The sequence below is a fragment of the Parachlamydia acanthamoebae genome (genome assembly GCF_000875975.1).
Classification (GTDB): domain Bacteria; phylum Chlamydiota; class Chlamydiia; order Chlamydiales; family Parachlamydiaceae; genus Parachlamydia; species Parachlamydia acanthamoebae.
The window spans coordinates 63332-83437 of record NZ_BAWW01000007.1 but is presented as its reverse complement, the minus strand read 5'-3'; the positions used below and the strand labels follow the sequence as shown (position 1 = coordinate 83437).

Below are 20106 nucleotides of genomic sequence, written 5' to 3'. Positions count from 1 at the left end.
TAAAAAATCCATTAATCGTACTATTTCTTTCTATTAAAATTTATCCAATTGAAGGTCGACTATTTCAGCATATTGGGAAGATGTGATAAAACTTTTATTAATGAATAGGTTTTTGATTTTTGAAATCCATTTGCCTAATATAGAATATTTAGTTTCTCGAATAGGCTTCATAATATCTTTTAATCTATCTATATTTTCAGTAACAGCAGCATCTTTTCTCTCTATTCCACTATTAATAGCATTCAAAATTTTTGCAGAAGAGATTTTGCTGAATCCTTTCTCTGCTTTTTCATCAACACCAATGCATTTAATGGTTTTTCCATTAAAAAGATAGGTCGGTGGTTTAAATTCTCGTGCAGTTTCTCGATCAGCATCCCTATTTTCGTAGGCTTTATAAGCCTCAACAATATTTGAGAGATTTAGATTAGAACCACTCATATTTAATTCCTCTGTTTTAACAATAAAAAATAGTCTCAATTATCATTATATTACAAACCTGCGTATTTTTGGCGATTTTTAAATTCATTTTGAGGGGATTTATAAGTGTGTACCAAGTGATTTTTTTGGTAGTCTTGAATCAATCTACTTACTTTTTCATATTAAAAAAATATCATGATGACACCATCAAAATAGATAATCGCGTCAATTTGGTTCGCCAATCATTTTTTAGGGGATGTTTAGGGAAAGAATATCTGAACGATCGGGAACGAGCAGAATAGGCTGTAAATAGTGCGGTAAAAACAAGGATAAAGCATTAGAAAGCTTGATAGTGAAAGAGTGGCTGGTTCTTATTGGTAGAAAAGAGGAAAAGGGCTATAATCTTTTCCTTAACTAACCGAAAGGACCTAAGTATGGCCATTCCCCTAAAAAAATTTCGAGAAGTCGTTTTCGTACTTCTTTATAGCCAAGATTGTGGCCGAGTGAGTGAACAAGAGCTTGTAGAGCTTGTAATGAAAGAATTGGCTGTTACTAAAAAGACAGCCTATTCTGCTTTGGAAAAAGTAGAACTTGTTCTCGAAAAAAAAGCTGAAATTGATGATCTTATTGCAAACACATCTCGTGAATATCGCTTTGAAAGAATTCAAACCGTAGAAAAAAACGTTTTACGGTTAGGGATTTACGAGATGCTGTTTGATGACTCCATTCCCCCAAAAGTTGCGATTGCAGAAGCCATTCGGTTGTCGCGGAAATTTAGTACTCCCGAATCCGCAACATTTGTGAATGCTTTGCTTGATCACATTTATCAGACCAAAGAGGGCAAAGTCAGCGATGATCTGGCGATCGCAAAAAGCGCGGCTGTTTTGGCCCAAAATGATGTCGTTGTTCAAGCATTTTTAGAAGCAGCAGAAAGAGGAGACGTTGTGCGTGCGTCTTCTCATGAAGAAATTGAGGAAGAAAACGATAGTGAGGAGTAATGGATTTTCCATTTGCTTACCAAGAAAATAAGTTGCTTAGCGGATTGAGTACTTTTGGTATCGGAGGTCCCGCGCGTTACTATGCCAAAGTGCGGGACATCCCTTCCATGCAACAGATGCTAGCATTCTGTTCCGCACATGACATCCCTTTTTTTATTTTAGGAAAAGGATCCAATTGTTTATTTGATGATGCGGGCTTCGATGGCTTGGTCATTCATAACAAGATTGATTTCTTTGAAAATCCACGTCCTGAACTTTTTCGAGTAGGAGCTGGCTACAGCTTTTCTCTTTTAGGTGTCAAAACGGCTCGAGAGGGATGGTCAGGTTTAGAATTTGCCTCTGGAATTCCCGCAAGTGTAGGTGGTGCTGTGTTCATGAATGCGGGTGCTAATGGTTGTGAAACCTGTGCTTCCCTATACGAAGTTGAATATGTCGATGAAACAGGACAGCTTTACATTTTTTCAAAAGAAAATCTTCCATTTTCTTATCGAACTTCTCCCTTTCAAAATATGTCAGGAGCTGTTGTTGCAGCTTCATTTTTTTTATCCCGCTTAGATTCTGCTAGACAAAAACAATTTGAAATTTTAGATTATCGCAAAAAAACGCAACCTTATGGTGAAAAATCTGCTGGTTGTATTTTTAGAAACCCTCAATCCGGCCATGCTGGAGCTTTGATTGAGCAGACTGGGCTTAAAGGACAAGTCATTGGGGGTGCTAAGGTATCGAGTATGCATGCAAATTTTATTGTGAATGATGGAAATGCGCGTGCACAAGATGTCTTAGAGTTGATTGCTCATATCAAAGAGGAAGTCTTAAAACAACAAGGCGTGGAGCTTGAGAGTGAAGTTCGTTACATCTCCAGCCTTCCAAAAAGCATATAAAAAGAGAAAACATGGATGATTTCCGTGCTGACATGCATTGCCATTCAACGTGCTCGGATGGGACATGCTCTCCTGAGGAATTAGTTGATATAGCTTTCAAAAGTGGTTTAAAAGGTTTGTCAATTACAGATCATGATAGTGTAGAAGCTTATCAGAGTGCAGTGGAACCCGCTGCAAAACTTGGAATAAAATTACTTTCTGGTGTGGAGTTTTCTGCTGAACAAGACTCCGTCAATGTTCACATCCTTGCCTACGCTTTTGCTTTTCAAAATCCTGTGATAACTAAATTTTGTCAAAAACATGCGGCTCGTCGTGTGGAAAGAAATCGTGAAATCTTGGATCTTTTACGGATGCATCGGATGCCCATTAAAGAGCAGGATGTCATCGATTTATCGCCATTCGGAACAATTGGCCGTCCACACATCGCTTTAGCGATGATCAATTATGGATATGTAAAGACCTTACAAGAAGCTTTTAAAAAGTATTTAGGGGATGGAAAATCTTGCTTCGCTTCTGGTAAACCTTTTTCTGTAGAGGAAACCCTAGATGTAATTCACAAGGCGAAAGGATTGGCAGTTATTGCCCATCCCCATCTGATCGATCATGTTCCTACCACAAAACGTCTTTTAGAAATGAATTTCGATGGTATTGAATGCTATTACGGAAAATTTCCTGCACATGTGCATGAAAAATGGCTTGAGATGGCACGTAACAAAAATTGGCTGATCTCAGGTGGATCCGATTTTCATGGAGCGATTAAGCCGAATATTTCTTTAGGAAATTCTTGGGTTAATGAGGAACTTTTTAATCCGTTTTATAGCCATTTTCAGGCCAATTTAAGGGAGGATATATGAGTTATGTCAAGTTGGTGAAGCGCTTGTTTGCAGAAACAAATACGCGTGGCATGAAGCTCGGTTTATCCAATTGTCTTCGGCTTCATCATGCCATGGGACGTCCTTGCGATTCATTCAAATCTATTCACGTTGCGGGGACAAATGGCAAAGGATCTGTGACAGCAAAAATCGCAGCAGGGATGCAGGCGGCGGGTTATCGTGTCGGAAGATATGTCTCTCCCCATATCGCGACATTCCGAGAGCGAATGAGCATTAATGGTGAAATGATTTCTGAGGCTGAAGTTGTCGAAATCTTAAACGAATTATTTGCAGTTGCGGATAGAGAAAAGATATCTCCCACATTTTTTGAACTCACAACTTTACTCGCTTTTTGCTTTTTTGCACGGAAAAAAGCAGACATTGCCGTTCTCGAAACAGGTTTAGGTGGACGTTTGGATGCCACAAATATAGTGCATCCGATTCTTTCGGTGATTACGTCTATCTCGGTTGATCACACAGAAATACTGGGTCATACATTAGAAGAAATCGCGAAAGAAAAAGCAGGGATCATTAAATCGCATGTCCCTGTTTTAATTGGGCCTTCGGTTCCTCATTCAATCATACAACCAATTGCTGACGAACTAAAAAGCCCTCTTTACTCAGTTTCTGGAACTTTTTTTAATCCAGAGCAAGAAAACTGTGCGATTGCTGAAAGGGCATTGCAACACCTGCAATTACAGGAAGAAAATATTCAGCAAGGTCTTTTGGCATGCTTACCGTGCCGATATGAAAAAATTCAGACAAATATTCCCATTTTCCTTGATGTTGCACACAATCCTGCAGGCGTAGAAGGGTTGTTAAAAAGGGCCAGAAAAGACTATTCAGGAGTTCCCTTCCATATCGTCTGCGGTTTCTCACGAAATAAAGACTTGCAAACATGTTTGCATTTAATTGCCCAAGAAGCAAAGCACATTTATCTGGTTTCTTCGACAGGAGAGAAAGCCGCTCCCGTGAGTCAGCTTGAAGCGATTATTCGAACATTTGTACATCTTCCCGAAGAAATTCATTCGCATTTAAGTATTCAACAGGCCGTGATATTGGCCATGCAAAATGCTTCTCAAGACGGGGGAATTGTGCTGATTTGTGGGACTTTTTATATCATGCGCGATGCCCGCATGGCTTTAGGAATTAGTGAGCCTATAGATCCTCTCGAACTTCGGGATTAGAAAGGATTTCTCCTCGACCTAATTTTCCGAGCATACGAAAATGGGAACCAATCGCTTGAAAAAAAGTGGGTTGTTCATTGTAAGGCAGCCCAAACTCTTCAGTCGTTTTTTTGACAATTTTTGAAATATGTGGATAATGTACGTGGCAGACGTTAGGAAAAAGATGGTGCTCGATCTGAAAATTCAATCCACCTAAAAAATAGGACAACACGCGATTGTGGGTTGCAAAATTTGATGTCGTTAATAGCTCATGGGTTGCCCAATTATTCGCCATTCTTCCAACGGAGTCGGGCTCTGGAAATGCCACACTTTCTACAATATGCGCGAGTTGAAAGACGAGCGCTATCATAAATCCTCCCACAAATTGCATGCAAAAATATCCCAATAGTACTTGCCACCAAGATAGGCTGAGTAGATACATAGGAAGGCCGATGAAAAAAAATAATGAAAAAATTTTTAGAGTGGTAAAGATAGCGGTGTCCTTGGGTGGCACTTTTCCATTAATGGCACCACGATAAAACCAAACAGGATCAAAAAATAAAATCCAATTGAGGCTGGTGAGACAATACAAAAAGGGGGCATAGTACGGCTGGTATCGATGAAACCAATAGACCTCATCTTTCGGGGAAAGACGTAGCCAGATCGCTTTGTCAATATCGGAGTCGTGTCCTGGAATGTTCGTATAGGTGTGATGGAGCACATTGTGTGTGATTTTCCAGATGTAAGAACTAGTTCCATTGATGTCAAAAGAATAGCCCAGAAAGCGATTCAATTTATGATGATGGCTATAAGCTCCATGCAGAGCATCATGAGTCACATTAAAACCAATAAGGGGCTTGATGATGCCAAGTCCGCAATAGAGTAGAAGAACTCCGTTAAATGAAAAGCTATTCGAAATTAAAGCTCCATAGCAAGTGACATATGCCACAAGGAGCAGAAGGGTCTTTAACCACATCTGCCAGTTTGCATGACAGGATTTGGCCTGTATTGCAAAATCCTGTTCAACTCTTTTTTTTACTACGGTGAAAAAATCATCCTTTTGGTTAGCTTGAAATTTTAATTTCAATTTTTACCTCCGAGCTAGTAACTTGACGAATCCAATTTTACTTTTCCATGAAAGATCCAGTAAATGGCTGTCGTATAAGCTAGCACCAAGGGGATTCCAATCAAGGCGATGATAATCAGAATTTCCAGGGTTTTTTCAGAAGAAGCTGAATTATAGATCGTCAGACTTAAGCTTGGATCATTAATCGCACGTACAACCTCTGGGTAAGTTCCGACAGCATAGAGTAGCATTAAGAACACAATATTGAAGCAGGAAGAGACAAAGGCGAGCCAATCCTTTCCTTGGTTAATCTCACGGGGGATGTTTGCTATGGAAAGCATATTTCCCACGGCAAGCAGAAAGAAAATGGGGCGTTCCTGGATCGTTTTAATCATATGTGGCATGTAAATGAGTGTGGCCATAGTGACTAAGGAATAGGTGATAATGAAGAAAATGATAAAAGGATTTATCCATGAACGGATTTTATCATGTAATTCTCCTTCTGTTTTCATCAAAATGAAAATACCACCATGCATGCAGAATAACGCAACGGCCATAATTCCGATTAATAGAGCATAAGGATGAAGTAGAGAAGATAGGTCTCCTGTAAACTCTTTTTGAGCATCAAGTGGGAGCCCTCTAATGAGATTTCCCAAAACAACGCCCAGTGCTAAGGCAATAATCAAACTTGCTAAGCTAAACAGCACGTCCCACATCCATCTCCACCAAGGCATAGGGCGTTTACTGCGAAATTCGATGGCAACAGCTCGAAAGATTAGTCCTCCTAAAAGAATCATAAGGGGAACGTAAAAAGCAGAGCACAATGTTGCGTAGATATCTGGAAAGCCTGCAAATAGAGCTCCTCCAGCTGTAACAAGCCATACTTCATTTCCATCCCATACCGGACCGATAGAGTTTAGCATTAAACGGCGTTCTTCATCCTTCTTGGAAAAAAGATGTAACATACCCACACCTAAATCAAAGCCATCTAAAATGGCGTATCCTGTAACGAGGGCAACAAAGGCACTAAACCAGATAAATTCGAGAGAAGAAGCATTAATCATGTTATAGTTCCTTTACGTAGGTGAGGAGGTTGTGATAAGGGCTTGTGAGATCTTCGTCAGTGGGACCGTGCTTGATTTTTTCGTTGAGCAAATAAATAAACATGACAAATAAGAAGAAGTACACAACCGAAAACATGACAATGGATCCAAAAACTTGATTGGCAGTCACCGATTTTGATAAGCCTTCAGATATGCGAAGTAAGCCCTGTACAATCCATGGATATCTCCCCATTTCTGCCGCAACCCAACCCGCTTCATTGGCAAGCTGTGGGAAAAGAACGGAAAAGGTCATGATCCGAAGTACCCATACATTTGTGAATAAAGTCCCTTTCCACCACAAATAGATGGCGATAACCGTTAAAAGAAACATGCACGCCCACATGGCGATCATTAAGCGGTATACTTGAAAGACAGCCTTTACATTTGGCCAATCCTTTTCGGGAACTTTATCAAGGCCTTGAATGATGGCTGAAGAATCTCCAAAAGAGAGAAAACTTAAAAGTTTCGGAACCGCAATCTGATAGTCAACACGCCTTTCCTGGGTGTTGACGATTCCAAAAAGAGTTAGGGGAGCTTCGCTTTGGGTTTCAAAGAGTCCTTCAAAAGCCGCAAGTTTAGCTGGCTGATTTTGTGCAACCCCTTTGGCACTCATGTCACCTAAGATAAGTTGAAGAATTAAGGAAACAAAAGCGATACTTAAGGCGATTTTCAAGGAGCATCTTGCAAAATCAAAGTGTTTTTTCTTGAGCAAATAGTAGGCGGAAACACTGATCACGAGAAACATTCCCGCAAGCCATGCTCCAACAAGTGTATGAGCAAGCCTGTCGACGGATGACGGATTAAAAACCATCGCCCAAAAATCAACTATCTCAGCACGCGCATTTAGGCCTTCCCCGACAATATGATAACCGGCAGGCGTTTGCATCCAAGAGTTAGCCACTACAATCCACACGGCACTAAAATGTGCTCCCAAGCAAACCATGAGGGTTGCAAAAAAGTGTGTTTTAGGTTTTACGCGATTCCATCCAAAAAGCATGATTGCTAAAAAACCGGATTCGAGAAAGAAAGCAAAGACTCCTTCCGCAGCCAATGCACTGCCAAATACATCTCCAACATAGCGTGAATAGGTTGCCCAGTTTGTACCAAACTCGAATTCCATGACAATGCCCGTGGCTACACCAATCGCAAATGTCAATGCAAAAATGCGTGTCCAGAACTTTCCAATTTGCAGGTAAATAGGATTTTTTGTCTTCAGATAAGTGGCTTCTACGCAAACCAAGAATAAGCCTACACCTATGCTAAGAGGTGGATAGATATAGTGAAACATGATAGTAAGAGCAAATTGAAAGCGGGCGAGTATTTCTACGTCCATTGATAGCGATCTCCTAAAACAAATAAGCTAAAGAAAGCACTCTAAAGAATTTGTGAATTTTTTAGAAAGATACTTTTTATTTCTTTTGAAATGAGATGAAAAATTTTAATTTTGCGCTTCGCTGCTCTACTCTTACAACCTTGGATGCTAAGTCATAAATGAATTGAATGCATTGTCAACAAAAACTTATTACAGTAAGATTCATGGAAAATTCATCCAACTGGTTGAATTTATTGGATTGGTTGACAGCGTACCTTAGCCTTTCCAATTTGAAAAGAAAGCCTCGTGTGAAATGAAACTGAATATGAGTGAAGGTAGTGGTGTGTTATGCATTCTTTTTTAGATTTGACTTCCGTTGATTGGAAATGCGTAGATTCTGGTTATTTTGTCATCACTCAAGTCACTCACAAGCAAAATACGTATAAACTTGAAGTTTATGATAAAACTGCATGGCAAAAAAAAATAAAGGAATCTAAATCAAATCCTCTCTTTTTATTTACCTTAGATAAAATTATCCCTCTCTTTAATCAGTCTCAAGTGAATCATACGATTCAAGACTTTCAAATCGCGGCTTTAAAATTTCGCTTGCAAAATGTCTGTGAAAAACACAATGTTAAATGGTTAAGATGTTTGCGATATTTAATACTTCCAAAGCTTGTGGCATTTTTGTGCCGATCAAACCTTTTCAAAACCTATCAGTTGCCAACAACGCCTGCAAAAGAGGCGATTGATCCTTTTAAAAAAGAATCTATATCCGCTTCTATCGAAGCTGTGGAAGAGAAGCCATTTTTAGTTCCGCCAGGTGATGAATTTTATTATGATGTGGTCAAGATTGTAAAAAATGGCAATCAGGATCAGTTGGAAAGGTATTTTGAGAAATTAAGTACAGAAGAAATAGATCAAATCTTTGAAAAAGCTCAGGATAAATCCGATCCATCTTCCAATTGTCTCATTTCAATGTGTTTTAAATACATGGAATTGGCGAAGGCCCTTGCTTTGCTAGACTCCATCCTTCTTTCTGAAGAGGATATTGCTAAAAAAATTGTTTCCTCTATTGGATTGGATGTGTGGGAAAAGCTAATCGAAGAAGGGTTAGAAAGTGGAGATCTCGCAAGCTCCTCAGCAAACGCTTTTTTATCAAAAATTGTGCCCAAAGAAAAAAAACAAATAAGCGCTAGACTTTTCATTAGAGAAGTGGGAAGGGAACCATTTGCTTTAAGAGACATTTTTAAAGCCCTTCCAAATAGTGCTCTAATGATGAATGATATCCAATTGGGAGAATTAGTCGGTCTTTTAAAGAATGACATTGTGCTGAACAATCATGAGAGACTACTTTGTAAACAATTTCAACACCTTCCGGATAGAGAAGCACGTTTAAACAAGATTTCGGTTCTTTTTGGAAATAGAATCCCCGATGTTTTAGAAAAATGTGATTTTACTGAATATGACTGGCTCAAAATAGATCTTAGCTTATTGAAAACTCGAGAGCTAATAAAATCTGGAAACTCCGAAGAGTTAAAAAGTATCTTCAGCGCTTTAAGTAATCAAGGCAAAATGGATTATGCACGTCACTTAGTCCATGTGATTAGTCAGAAGGAAAGTAGCGAAAGTTCTTTCATGTCTCTTTTTGTCATACTGTCTTTGGATGAGGCATCTTGCTACATGGAGCAGGCCCTAAAGGGGATTTTTAAAGAAAGTTTTTATGCGTATAAAAAGCAAGCTTTTATAGCTTATTATCGTGTAAGAAGGGTAAAGACGGCAAAAGTGCCCGGTTTTAAATGTAATCTATCTCTATGTAAGTCACATATTGATGCATTTCTTTTAGCCAAATTAATCAAACATATGCCATCTACAAATCCTGATTTTTTAAAGGTCATTCTCAAAGATCTGTTAATTGCAGGTACTCCATTGCCTATTAAAAAATCAAAAATTAAAGCGATTTGTGCTGAACAAACGTGTGAAAAAAAACGCACTGTCTTAAAAGAGTTGGGGTTAATTACGGATGTCTAAGGCTAAATTAATGGGAATTTTAAATGTGACTCCAGATTCATTTTTTGATGGGGGAAGATACAAAGATACAGAGAAAGCCATAGCCCGTGGATTGCAAATGGAGCACGATGGAGCTGATATTTTAGATATTGGAGGAGAATCCACTCGTCCCGGGTCTTTATCTGTTTCTGAAGAAGAAGAATTAGCTCGCGTTGTCCCTGTTATCCAAGCTCTTCGTTTACAAACAAAATGTGTGTTGTCGATCGACACCATGAAACCTCTGATTGCAGCCGCCGCTATCGAGGCAGGGGCATCTCTTATCAATGATGTGGGTGGATTTGGCATTCCTCTCATGCGAGAAATTGCAGCCTCTTTTGATGTGGACGTTTGTGTGATGCATATGCAAGGTGAGCCTCGCACGATGCAACAAAATCCTGCTTATAAAGAGGGCGTAGTGCCTCATTTGATGCACTGGTTTGAACACCGTGTGAATGAATTAAAAAAAAATGGTGTAAAAGAAGAAAGAATTATTCTAGATCCTGGCATCGGATTTGGAAAAACGGTTGATGATAATCTTCAAATTATACAAAATCTATCCTTGTTCAAGTCGATGGGTTTTCGTGTTTTGTTGGGAGCATCACGCAAGTCTTTTCTTTCCAAAATCGTGAATAAATCCTCTGCGGATGTTTTGTCGGAGACGATCGCTGTCAATGTCATAGGTTTACAGCAGGGTGTCGACATAATTCGTGTGCATGATGTAAAAGAACATCGTGGAGTTATAGATCTCATGGAGAGATTTGTTTAAACGAGGTCAGGATTGATGAATGTATTTCATTTTATGATTCCGGGATTGGAAATCATCATTATTGCTATAATGGTGTACAACCTTCTGTCGTTTTTTTGGAATACACGAGCGATGGATTTGATTTTGGGTTTGCTGGCCTTTGTTGCTGTTTATGCAGGAGCTAAATGGCTTGACTTTCCTGTTCTCCAAAAGCTTATGTGGTATTTCATCAACGTAGCGGTAATTGCCGTCTTAATTATTTTTCAACCAGAGTTACGACTGGCGCTTTCTAAAATGAGCGTTAAGGGAAAGAAATATCGGGAAATTACCGAATTCGATAAGTTTCTCGACAGTACTGCTCAAACTATTTATCGCTTGTCGGAAAGGCGAATTGGCGCTCTCGTTTTGCTTGAAAATCAGGATTCATTAGATGAGTTTGCCAATAAAGCCGTCGTTTTAAATGCCCAGTTTTCTCCTGAATTACTCGAATCCATTTTTACAACGACAACGCCTTTGCATGATGGCGCCGTAATTATTCGAGGAATGACAATTTTGTCAGCCGCAACTATTTTGCCATTAGCTGATGATAGTTCACAGCTTTCCAAATCGATGGGAACAAGGCACCGTGCAGGTCTTGGAATTAGCCAAATTACGGATGCGCTTATTATTGTTGTCTCTGAAGAAACGGGAAAAGTATCCATCGCTCGAGAAGGCATTATGACTCGAGGAGTTAAAATGGACCGTTTTAAAGGAATCATCCGCAGCGTATTCACCCCTCCTAAAACTAAAGTGGAATCAGGTTTTGATTTGATAGGACAGCTTAAACAATGGAATCAGTAAAAGACTTTTTTTTTCATAATTGGGGCCGTAAAGCTGTTGCAGTCATTTCTGCCATCATCATTTGGTTTTTTGTGAATCATTCGATTCTTGAAACGAAAACCATCCCCAATGTTCCCGTTAAAATTGTCAATCTGGCCCCAGATAAAACAGTGCTTGGCTTGTTGTCCAATGGAATTTTGGAGAGACGAATGACTTTGACGTTGACTGGGACGAAGGATGTTATTCAAGATTTGGAACCCGGAGATGTTCAAGTTCTTTTAGATGCTTCAACAGCAGATAGCGACGACTGGGTTGTGCGCATATCCAAGAAAAATTTGGTTAGTTTGAATCCCGCTATTAACCTTTTACAACACATTACGGCTGTTGATCACGCTGAATTTGTGATTAAGCTGACGAAGCTTGTGACAGCGAAGATCCCTATTTTAGTAATGCCGCCGGTAGGAAATCCTCCTGAAGGATATGAATATTTGGACGTTTGGCCGCAAAAACTCATGCAAACCTTGAGCGGACCCCGAGAGGAAATAGAACGATTAAAAAATAAAGGCTTAAAGCTGACATTTAACCTGGATAAAATTGCGTCAGCTGACTTAGACAAATTAAGTAATGATCCCTCACATACATATGATGATGAAATTAGTTTTCCTGTCCCCGAAAAATGGAAGCAGGTTGCGATTCCTTTTCGCCAGTATGCAATGGAGGAGATTAATGACCCAGAAGCGGCTAATTTGCGGATAGACTTTTTGAGAAAAAAGCTTTTGCCTTTAAAACAAGAACTTCCTGTGCAAGTTTTTTATCCTTTTAAAAATAGCTCTGACATTAACCCTCATACCTATTCCTTGTCTTTTCAAGGTCCGATCATTGAAAAAAATGGGATTTCGATCTTCTCTGTTCCACTTTATGTGAAAGATGTCAGTCGTTTATTTCTCGATATTATTCGCGATAATTTGCAGATTGTCGTGATTGCTGCTCCAAAAGATGAAAGAGAGATTCTGCAGTGGAGCATTGAAATTATTGATGCACATGCATTAGAAGATACCTATGTGGCCTATTCCCTTAGTGCTTTACCTGAAGACAAAAACGTTTCGGCATTATCTTCAAAAAGGCAAGAAACTCTTTTAAGAGAACGTTTTAGAGAATATGTGCAACGCTTAGCTTTGTATGTAACTCCTGATCGTAAACTATTGCTAGATAGTCGTTTAGATGACCACCAAATTAAAGTCCAAATAGGAAAATAGCGTGCCAGCCGAAAGATATTACATTCCTCAACCTTTTCAGAAAGGATCTGAGTTGATTATAGAAGGACAGGAATTCCACCATCTGGTCCATGTGATGCGTACGCAAGTTGGGGAAAGTGTCGAAGTTGTCAATGGGGAAGGCGGATTTGGGCATGCCGTTTTAGAGCACCTTGAAAAAAAGAGGGCTATCTTTCGTGTTGAAGAGACCGTTCAACATCCAAAGCCAGCATTCGAAGTTATTCTTGCCCAAGCAATTCCAAAAATTAATCGTTTGGATTTTATTCTTGAGAAAGGGACAGAATTGGGCATGACACAATTTTGGCTTTTCCCTTCACAGCGTGGGGAGCGCAAACAGCTTACAGAGCATCAAATTGAGCGGATGCGTGCCCTTTCAATTGCAGCGATGAAACAATGTGGCAGTTTTTATTTGCCTACGATTCTTATGAAACCACCCCTAGAAAAATGGGAAAGGAATCTTCCTTTGCCCGCCCTTTTTGGAAATGTTCAACCAGATGCACCTTCTTGTGTTGAAAAGCTTAAGCAAGAGCGCTTTCAGAATGGTGTTATTTTTTTTGTTGGACCAGAAAGTGGATTCAGTTATGAAGAAGAAAAAACACTTCAAGCATTGGATGTTGAAGGGGTGAAGCTTCACCCCCATATTTTAAGAACCGATACAGCCGCAATAGCAGCTCTTTGTGCAATCACTCAACAGCGACTCCATGTTTAAGTTTTTAAACAAAGGAAAAAGTCATGAAGATGAGAAGACAATGGGCCGTTGCATTTCTTTTAGGTGCATCTTGCCTATGTGAAGCTGCTTATCCTACAAGGTATCCTGCACAAGGATACATTATCAATGAAGCTCCGTCAGTTGGTGCTAATTCAAAAACAGCAGGGGAAGATTCGGTAACTCCGGGTGCCGCAACCATTACACCTGGATCGACCACAATTACTCCTGGGTCAACCGATCAAATCCAAGGCTATTATAGTCCTTCTGTTGGAGAGGGGTCCAAATATGCAGGATGGGATTCTCCCCAAGCCGGCTGGGATTCGAGAACCCAAGGAGAATTTTCACCTTCCGTTGGGCGTTATTCACGTTCTGTGGGTGCGGGTGATTTAACTCCAGGTTCCACGATGGTCACGCCGGGATCTACTACGGTGACACCTGGTTCTACGACCGCTACTCCGGGAGATAGCCCCCCATTTCAAAGTTGGTTTGAAGAACCCCATTCTTACTATATTCCTCCCCCACCACCTCAACGCAATCCACAACGAAATCCGTAGATTGGCTTATAGGATCCTTTCAGATTTGAAAGGATCCTCATCCTGAAGGAACCAAGAGCTTTCGAAAATCCTAACTACTCTTTTAATCAGCGGTGAGTAGGTCGTGCTAAGCTGTTTTCAAGAATTGCTAATTTCATTAAATGGCGATTCCTTGACTTTTTGTGGCTTCTTTGGGGCTCATAATCACACATTCAAAACAATTCCCTTATAGATGATCTTTTTCTCAGGGTCTAAAGTGACCATTCCCCCTTCCTTCAAAATCCGTGTGGCATGGGCTGCTTGGCACAGATAGGGTTTATGAAGGGATTCCATCATTTTTTTAAGAAACTGTTCAGACGTTTTATCGTTCGGAAAATTCTCTAAAATGACACCGAGAGATTCTTTAATCAATGGGAGATAAGATTCATCACAGTTGGTGATAACGAGCAACTTACCTTTAACCTCGTATACTTCTTTAGAATCGCTTGATAAAGCAAAACAAATGTTTCCGTGAACTCGTGGGCCAAATCCAACCATTCCACGTACTAGAACATCGCCGATGCTTTCGACGATCATCATATTTGTCGTTCCAGTAAATCCAAAGGGAGATCCAGCTGTAACTAGGACAAGATCTCCAGAATTTACATGTCCTTTTTCTAGGGCAAATGAGCTGATTTGTTTAAATGCATCTTGAATGTTTTTAACAGGCTCAGCCTCTTTGCAAGGAATGACACCCCAATTAAGGGCCATTTGATTATAGCATTTTTCATTGGGAGTCAGTGCGATGATTGGCATGGGAGGTCTTAAGCGTGAAAGCAATCTAGCGGTGCCTCCGCTGTTTGTAAACGTGAAGATAGCTTTTGCATTGGCAGTATGAGAAATCTTCACTGTAGCCAAGGAAACAGCTGTTGGGACATCATTGCTGATGTAAGGTGTCTGCATGCTAAAGTGATGGTAGTGGTCAAAATCTTCTTCTGTTTCTTTAATGATTTCTTTCATCATGGTGACAGCTTCGATCGGGTAATGTCCAATTGCGGTTTCTCCCGATAGCATGACTGCCGAGGTGCTGTCATATATTGCATTCGCAACATCGGATACCTCCGCGCGCGTAGGACGGGGATTATGAATCATAGATTCAAGCATTTGTGTGGCTGTTACAGAGGGCTTTCCAGCAATATAGCATTTCCTAATCATCATTTTCTGCAATTTAGGGACTAGACTTAAAGGGACTTCCACACCTAAATCACCGCGTGCGATCATGATTCCATCAGCTACTTTCACAATGCTGTCAAAGTTTTGAACCCCCTCACTATTTTCAATTTTGGCTATAATAAGAATGGATGATTTTTTTTCTTGCTCAAGCAATCTTTTAATGGTTAAAACATGCTCAGCAGATCGGATGAAGGAGGCTGCAATGATATCAATATCCTGTTCACATCCGAATCGAATATCCGCAATGTCATGGTCTGTTAAAGCCGGGAGGTTTAGCGAGGTATTAGGGATATTGACCCCTTTGCCAGAGCGAATGAGTCCTCCGTTAAAAATTTCAACCAAGACGCCATTGGAAGTCACTTCAACAACGCGTGAAGAAATATAGCCATCATCAAAAAGAACCTGCATGCCAACAGTTAATTGATCAATGATTTCGGGCGGTGTGATGGTGACTTGATTGCTATCACCCTCGATGATTTCTTTAACAAGAAGCCATTTTTGACCTGGTTTTAAGAGGCGTTCTTGATCTTTAATACGTCCAAGTCGTATTTCAGGGCCCTTTGTGTCCAGCATGATGGCGAGAGGTGTATTGAGATTTGTGCGTGCTTGTTTGAGCAATTGAATGGTTTCTAAATGCTCTTTATGCGTTTGGTGACTAAAATTTAAACGCGCCACATTCATGCCAGCTTGGATGAGTGCCTGTATTTTTTCTAAGGAATTAACAGAAGGGCCTATTGTACAAATGACCTTAGTCTTCGTAATCATGGGGATGCTCCGGGTGTATATACTCAAATTAACAGAAGCAAAGCAAAAAATCCAATACACTTCTTGATTCTAAACCGAAACTTCATCATGATAAATAAGCCTTTTAATATAAAGTTTTTGTAGATAAGTATGTTGGTTGATTGGTTTTCTCCTCAGAATGAAATTCTTATTAATCCTAAATATTCTAAATTGATACACGAGAAAATTGCGGCAGCCCTTCAGAATAACGTCCATTTAGAGAGTCACATTTGTGTGGCTACTTCGGGTTCAACTGCACAGGTCTGTGAATTTCCCAAAATGGTTTTGCTGGCTAAGGAAAGTGTGCTGATTTCTGCGCAAGCCGTGAACTTCCATCTAGAAGCGAATCAAAGTGATCGATGGATCCATGCTTTACCTGATTTTCATGTAGGAGGCTTGGGTATTTGGGCCAGAAGCCTGCTATCAAAAGCGCGCGTGCACATATTTCAAGAAAAATGGAATCCTTTTGCTTTTTATGAATGTGTTGTGAAGCATGCGGGAACACTTACGGCTCTAGTTCCAACGCAAATCTTTGATCTTGTTATGCATAAGCTTTCGGCCCCACCAAGCTTACGTGCCATAGTGGTCGGTGGAGGAAAACTGACGGAATCACTTTATCTGCAAGCCCGTAGTCTGGGTTGGTGTGTTTTACCTAGCTATGGGTTAACAGAATGTGCTTCTCAAGTAGCCACAGCAGGTTTAGATAGTTTAAAGTCCATGCATTATCCTTCTCTTTCACTTTTATCACATGTTGAAGCGTCGATCTATGCGGATAGAATTGCTTTAAAAAGCCCCTCATTATTGACAGCCTATCTTGAATCGAGTAGGGGAGATATTCGGATTATAGATCCCAAGCGTGATGGCCTTTTTCAAACAGAAGATCGCGGGGCGATCGTTGGCCAAACATTAGAAATATTCGGAAGAGATCAAAATTTCTTCAAAATTGGTGGAGAAAGTGTTGATTTTGCAAATCTAGAAAAAATCCTAGAACAAGTGAAGATGCGGCTTCAAATTTGCTTTGATGTCGCTCTTATTCCATTCCCTGACGAGCGGTTAGGTCATGTCATTCATTTTGTGACAGATGCGGAATATCAGCAGGTTAGACAATTAGTAGAAATATATAATATTTCTGTTTTGCCTTATGAAAAAATTCGAAAAGTTCATTGCCTTCCATTTCTGCCTCGTTCGGCCACAGGTAAACTTTTACGAGGAAATCTAGTTAATATTATTGAAAGCTCATAAAATATTTTAATTTAATCAATTAATTGTGGGTTTCGGATTTAAAGTAAAAACTTAATATAATATAATTATATATATAATTAATCATTATAAGCAGAGGTTGTATGGCTGGGATTATTCCAAGAATTGGGGATTTAAATAATTCCGATGATTTTAAAGCTCTTTTAAGTGTAGAAAATGCCTCAAAATTGGCTTTATCTAAAAGTGGTAATTTAACTAAATCGAATTCTGGGATATTTTCGCGTAAAAAAAGAGATCGTGAAGTTAATCTACGGGTTAGAAATATTGTAAAGGTTTGTATTTCTACGATAGAAAAATGGAAAGAAGAAAATGGAGACCTGAAACTTACGGATCGAGAGCTTGAAGTTCGTAGAGGTTATTCAAAAGAGCAAATTAAAGAGATTCGGCAGTTCGAAAAAAATGTAAAGGAGATTTTCGAGAAGAAGTTAACTCCTCTAGTAAAAAATGATGTTGAATTACAGGTTTTATTAAATAATGCCAAGTTGCGCGATTTTTTAGACACTGGATTTTCGAATGGAATTATTCCACAAATAGATCTGTTGAATAAGAATGCAGATTTTAAGGCTCTGTTAAATTCAGATCCTTCCCGACTGACCCTTTCAAAAGGAAATTTAGCAAAATCAAATTTTTGGGGATTCTCCAGTGCAAAAAGCAAAAAAGAAGTGAATGCCCGTGTTGCATATATTGTAAAAGTTAGTGTCCAAGCGATAGAAGGCTGGCAGAGAGAGAATCGAGATAAAATCCTTACAGATCAAGAACTTGAGGATAAGGGCTATTCAAGAGAACAAGTCAAGCAGATCCGACAATTCGAGAATGATATGCAGGAGCTGTTCGAGGAAAAATTAAAGCCGTTTGTCAAAAACAACCCGAAATTGCGTTCTTTGTTAGCGAATAAAGAATTACATAATTTTTTAAATCCTAAATTAAAAGAATTACGTCAGCAAAAGAATCTCCTCAAAGAAGAACTTGGAGAAGATTCAGACCTATCAGAAGACTCTAGCTTTGAGCTGCCTAAGCTGACAGGAGAAGAAGAATCACAGAAGCTAACAAGGCAAATTGAAAAGGCGAAATTAGCGGCAAAATTTGGTCTTGTTACCAATGTTGGCAAAGGAAAAACTGGTGCTCACTTTGTGGAATGGGTTTCAAAGGATGGAAAGGGAGAGTTTAAAAAAATTGGGATTTTTAAGCTGAGCAATAAAGAGACCTCTTTATCAATTCGTATCAAAAACAAATTTAAGCAACTGTTCTTTGGTCAACTTTACTACTTAAATACAAAGAAGCTAGCTCAATCAAAATCGGAAGCTGCTGCTTTTGAAGTTTCAAAATTTTTGGATTTTCCCATATCACCAGGGGCTAGAGTCGTTAAGCTAGGGGATAAAACAGGAACCATGCAGCGATTTTTAAATGGTTATCAAGAAGCAGAGCAGGTTAGCTATTTATTGCAAAATCAGGACAATTTCACACCGCAAGGCTGGAAACAATTTCAACAAATGACACTTTTTGATTACTTGATTGGGAATCTCGATCGACATCATGAGAATTGGCTGGTAAAGCTGGATGAAGAGGGAAAGGTTAATGATATTAAAGCCATTGACAATGTAAATAGCTTTCCGGAAAAAAATATATTTGGGATCAAAGTTGCAGCGAGAAATCAATATAAATGGCGTAATTTTCAAATATCGGGTTATGCATATGATTCTGAGCTTTTGAATGATCTTCGCTCTCATTTAACTCCGATACAAGTGGGGCAAATGATTAGTTCAATTAATGACAGATTGCCTGGTTTTCTCAGTGATAAAATGGAAACGCTTTTGAAGGAAAGAGCACAGGCTCTTTATTTATTAGCTGATCCTGAAAGAGGGCCATTCACCCCCCAAGAGCTGGCTGAATATCGCACGCATTCTTCCATTAAAGCTCTTTTGAAGAGTGCGAAGAGCGAGCGGAAATAAGCAATTATTGGGATTCTGTGTGAAGAAAGGGTTTTTGGCAAATAAATAAGGTTGCAATGCCTCCAAATAGAGGAGACAAAGTAACTTGCTGAAAACCTTCCTCTTTAAGCATGCGTGAAATCTCACTCGGTGGAACAAAATTGTGAATACTAGAGCAAAGGTATTGATAGGCTTCACGATTATTGGTTAGCCATTTTCCGAGAAGTGGAAGAATCGTTTTTAGATAGATTTGGTGCCCAAATCGTAGCAAGCGATTCTGAGGTTTTGTCAATTCTAAAATCCCAAATCTTCCTCCTGGAGCGAGCACGCGATAAGTCTCCCTAAAACATTCTTGAGGTTGCTGAATGTTTCGAATGCCGTAGGCCAAAGTAGCCAAAGACACTGTTTCAGACTCTAGAGGAATTTTTTGTGCATCTGCTCGCAGGTAAGAAATTTGATGTCGCTGAAAACCTTTCACTAAAGATTTTTCCTTTGCGCAATCAAGCATTTCTTGGCAGAAATCGAGCAAATAGGCCTTGCGCTTTTTTTTCGACTGCGCTAGGCAGGTAAACGCGATATCGCCAGTTCCACAGCAAAGATCGAGCAGGACTTCTGATTCGTCATAGCCGCCTACATGGCGCACTAATTCCTGATTCCATTTTTTATGCATTTGAAATGAGAGAATTGCATTGGTTTTATCGTAATTTTGAGCGATGCTTCCAAACATTTTCTGAATACTTTCAGGATTCTCTTTGGTATATTTGCTCATGATTTCTTCTCATCATTTTTGTCGCAAAGTGTGCAGCTGAATTGGTCCCCACACTCATTATCTTTCTTTTGTGTGGGGTCTCTTCCGCAGGATCCTGGTTTAATTTTTGATTTTCCTGTCAGAAGCCATCCTAAACCCAATAAGAGGAGGGCGACGATGATTGCAAAAAATGCGATGATTAAAGTGGTGGTAAAATCAGACATCTGTTTC

General features: G+C 39.6%; 19 protein-coding genes. 12 read left to right on the top strand and 7 right to left on the bottom strand.

The annotated features are described in order from the left end of the window. Nucleotides 1-33: 33 nt before the first annotated feature. Nucleotides 34-438: a hypothetical protein gene (locus tag AOM43_RS03840; protein ID WP_059359127.1), complete on the bottom strand. Its 405-nt coding sequence runs from the start codon at nucleotides 436-438 to the stop codon at nucleotides 34-36. Between the two features lie 413 nt (nucleotides 439-851). Here AOM43_RS03840 and nusB point away from each other — a divergent pair, with 413 nt between their 5' ends. The 4 genes from nusB to AOM43_RS03820 are packed head-to-tail and all read left to right on the top strand — an operon-like array spanning nucleotide 852 to nucleotide 4355. Next, complete coding sequence (gene nusB / locus AOM43_RS03835) at nucleotides 852-1415, top strand: transcription antitermination factor NusB (protein ID WP_006341648.1); 564 nt, start codon at nucleotides 852-854, stop codon at nucleotides 1413-1415. Then, nucleotides 1415-2296, top strand: a complete 882-nt coding sequence (murB, locus tag AOM43_RS03830) for a UDP-N-acetylmuramate dehydrogenase (protein ID WP_006341647.1) — start codon at nucleotides 1415-1417, stop codon at nucleotides 2294-2296. The genes nusB and murB overlap by 1 nt, the downstream gene beginning before the upstream one ends. 11 nt (nucleotides 2297-2307) lie before the next feature. Then, the gene (locus AOM43_RS03825; protein WP_059359125.1) at nucleotides 2308-3150 is read left to right on the top strand and encodes a PHP domain-containing protein; all 843 of its coding nucleotides are present in this window, start codon (nucleotides 2308-2310) and stop codon (nucleotides 3148-3150) included. Further along, the gene (locus AOM43_RS03820) at nucleotides 3147-4355 is read left to right on the top strand and encodes a bifunctional folylpolyglutamate synthase/dihydrofolate synthase (protein WP_013924714.1); all 1209 of its coding nucleotides are present in this window, start codon (nucleotides 3147-3149) and stop codon (nucleotides 4353-4355) included. The genes AOM43_RS03825 and AOM43_RS03820 overlap by 4 nt, the downstream gene beginning before the upstream one ends. Here the strand turns inward: AOM43_RS03820 and AOM43_RS03815 are convergent. The 3 genes from AOM43_RS03815 to AOM43_RS03805 are packed head-to-tail and all read right to left on the bottom strand — an operon-like array spanning nucleotide 4327 to nucleotide 7836. Beyond that, complete coding sequence (locus tag AOM43_RS03815) at nucleotides 4327-5421, bottom strand: fatty acid desaturase family protein (protein ID WP_013924715.1); 1095 nt, start codon at nucleotides 5419-5421, stop codon at nucleotides 4327-4329. The two genes, AOM43_RS03820 and AOM43_RS03815, sit on opposite strands and share 29 nt — an antisense overlap. A gap of 14 nt (nucleotides 5422-5435) precedes the next feature. Beyond that, nucleotides 5436-6464 (bottom strand): cytochrome d ubiquinol oxidase subunit II, encoded by a 1029-nt coding sequence (cydB, locus tag AOM43_RS03810; RefSeq protein ID WP_006341642.1) that lies wholly within the window; start codon nucleotides 6462-6464, stop codon nucleotides 5436-5438. Nucleotide 6465: 1 nt separating this feature from the next. Further along, nucleotides 6466-7836 (bottom strand): cytochrome ubiquinol oxidase subunit I, encoded by a 1371-nt coding sequence (locus tag AOM43_RS03805; RefSeq protein ID WP_059359123.1) that lies wholly within the window; start codon nucleotides 7834-7836, stop codon nucleotides 6466-6468. A 327-nt stretch (nucleotides 7837-8163) separates the two neighbouring features. Between AOM43_RS03805 and AOM43_RS03800 the strand changes: the two genes are divergently transcribed. From AOM43_RS03800 to AOM43_RS03775, 6 genes are read left to right on the top strand one after another with little or no spacing between them, the layout of a single operon-like run. Then, entirely contained in the window at nucleotides 8164-9846 is a 1683-nt protein-coding gene (locus AOM43_RS03800) for a hypothetical protein (RefSeq protein WP_059359122.1), read from the top strand. Further along, nucleotides 9839-10630, top strand: a complete 792-nt coding sequence (gene folP, locus AOM43_RS03795) for a dihydropteroate synthase (RefSeq protein ID WP_013924718.1) — start codon at nucleotides 9839-9841, stop codon at nucleotides 10628-10630. Before AOM43_RS03800 ends, folP begins: the two co-directional genes overlap by 8 nt. A 15-nt stretch (nucleotides 10631-10645) precedes the next feature. After that, nucleotides 10646-11449, top strand: coding sequence for a diadenylate cyclase CdaA (gene cdaA / locus AOM43_RS03790; RefSeq protein ID WP_013924719.1), 804 nt, complete (start codon nucleotides 10646-10648; stop codon nucleotides 11447-11449). Continuing rightward, complete coding sequence (locus AOM43_RS03785) at nucleotides 11437-12684, top strand: CdaR family protein (protein ID WP_013924720.1); 1248 nt, start codon at nucleotides 11437-11439, stop codon at nucleotides 12682-12684. The genes cdaA and AOM43_RS03785 overlap by 13 nt, the downstream gene beginning before the upstream one ends. Nucleotide 12685: 1 nt before the next feature. Beyond that, the gene (locus tag AOM43_RS03780; protein WP_006341636.1) at nucleotides 12686-13411 is read left to right on the top strand and encodes an RsmE family RNA methyltransferase; all 726 of its coding nucleotides are present in this window, start codon (nucleotides 12686-12688) and stop codon (nucleotides 13409-13411) included. A 23-nt stretch (nucleotides 13412-13434) separates the two neighbouring features. After that, complete coding sequence (locus AOM43_RS03775) at nucleotides 13435-13965, top strand: hypothetical protein (protein ID WP_059359120.1); 531 nt, start codon at nucleotides 13435-13437, stop codon at nucleotides 13963-13965. A gap of 183 nt (nucleotides 13966-14148) precedes the next feature. On the opposite strand, the gene pyk is transcribed toward AOM43_RS03775, so the two are convergent. Continuing rightward, nucleotides 14149-15921: a pyruvate kinase gene (pyk, locus tag AOM43_RS03770; protein ID WP_006341634.1), complete on the bottom strand. Its 1773-nt coding sequence runs from the start codon at nucleotides 15919-15921 to the stop codon at nucleotides 14149-14151. Nucleotides 15922-16050: 129 nt separating this feature from the next. Here pyk and AOM43_RS03765 point away from each other — a divergent pair, with 129 nt between their 5' ends. After that, a complete protein-coding gene (locus tag AOM43_RS03765) occupies nucleotides 16051-17181 on the top strand; it encodes an AMP-binding protein (protein WP_059359118.1) in 1131 nt (376 codons plus the stop codon). 101 nt (nucleotides 17182-17282) lie between these two features. Beyond that, entirely contained in the window at nucleotides 17283-19148 is a 1866-nt protein-coding gene (locus AOM43_RS03760; RefSeq protein WP_059359115.1) for a hypothetical protein, read from the top strand. Between the two features lie 4 nt (nucleotides 19149-19152). Here the strand turns inward: AOM43_RS03760 and ubiE are convergent, their stop codons facing one another. Next, the gene (gene ubiE, locus AOM43_RS03755) at nucleotides 19153-19896 is read right to left on the bottom strand and encodes a bifunctional demethylmenaquinone methyltransferase/2-methoxy-6-polyprenyl-1,4-benzoquinol methylase UbiE (RefSeq protein ID WP_006341631.1); all 744 of its coding nucleotides are present in this window, start codon (nucleotides 19894-19896) and stop codon (nucleotides 19153-19155) included. Further along, nucleotides 19893-20099, bottom strand: a complete 207-nt coding sequence (locus tag AOM43_RS03750; RefSeq protein WP_006341630.1) for a hypothetical protein — start codon at nucleotides 20097-20099, stop codon at nucleotides 19893-19895. Before AOM43_RS03750 ends, ubiE begins: the two co-directional genes overlap by 4 nt. Between the last annotated feature and the right edge of the window lie 7 nt (nucleotides 20100-20106).

Bases quoted from the DNA above. Each gene is read 5' to 3' on its own strand.
- AOM43_RS03820 (WP_013924714.1), top strand. From the start codon at position 3,147: ATGAGTTATGTCAAGTTGGTGAAGCGCTTGTTTGCAGAAACAAATACG.
- AOM43_RS03840 (WP_059359127.1), bottom strand. From the start codon at position 438: ATGAGTGGTTCTAATCTAAATCTCTCAAATATTGTTGAGGCTTATAAA.
- AOM43_RS03800 (WP_059359122.1), top strand. From the start codon at position 8,164: ATGCATTCTTTTTTAGATTTGACTTCCGTTGATTGGAAATGCGTAGAT.
- AOM43_RS03805 (WP_059359123.1), bottom strand. From the start codon at position 7,836: ATGGACGTAGAAATACTCGCCCGCTTTCAATTTGCTCTTACTATCATG.
- pyk (WP_006341634.1), bottom strand. From the start codon at position 15,921: ATGATTACGAAGACTAAGGTCATTTGTACAATAGGCCCTTCTGTTAAT.
- cdaA (WP_013924719.1), top strand. From the start codon at position 10,646: ATGAATGTATTTCATTTTATGATTCCGGGATTGGAAATCATCATTATT.
- nusB (WP_006341648.1), top strand. From the start codon at position 852: ATGGCCATTCCCCTAAAAAAATTTCGAGAAGTCGTTTTCGTACTTCTT.
- AOM43_RS03785 (WP_013924720.1), top strand. From the start codon at position 11,437: ATGGAATCAGTAAAAGACTTTTTTTTTCATAATTGGGGCCGTAAAGCT.
- AOM43_RS03760 (WP_059359115.1), top strand. From the start codon at position 17,283: ATGGCTGGGATTATTCCAAGAATTGGGGATTTAAATAATTCCGATGAT.
- AOM43_RS03765 (WP_059359118.1), top strand. From the start codon at position 16,051: ATGTTGGTTGATTGGTTTTCTCCTCAGAATGAAATTCTTATTAATCCT.
- AOM43_RS03825 (WP_059359125.1), top strand. From the start codon at position 2,308: ATGGATGATTTCCGTGCTGACATGCATTGCCATTCAACGTGCTCGGAT.
- AOM43_RS03775 (WP_059359120.1), top strand. From the start codon at position 13,435: ATGAAGATGAGAAGACAATGGGCCGTTGCATTTCTTTTAGGTGCATCT.
- folP (WP_013924718.1), top strand. From the start codon at position 9,839: ATGTCTAAGGCTAAATTAATGGGAATTTTAAATGTGACTCCAGATTCA.
- cydB (WP_006341642.1), bottom strand. From the start codon at position 6,464: ATGATTAATGCTTCTTCTCTCGAATTTATCTGGTTTAGTGCCTTTGTT.
- murB (WP_006341647.1), top strand. From the start codon at position 1,415: ATGGATTTTCCATTTGCTTACCAAGAAAATAAGTTGCTTAGCGGATTG.
- ubiE (WP_006341631.1), bottom strand. From the start codon at position 19,896: ATGAGCAAATATACCAAAGAGAATCCTGAAAGTATTCAGAAAATGTTT.
- AOM43_RS03750 (WP_006341630.1), bottom strand. From the start codon at position 20,099: ATGTCTGATTTTACCACCACTTTAATCATCGCATTTTTTGCAATCATC.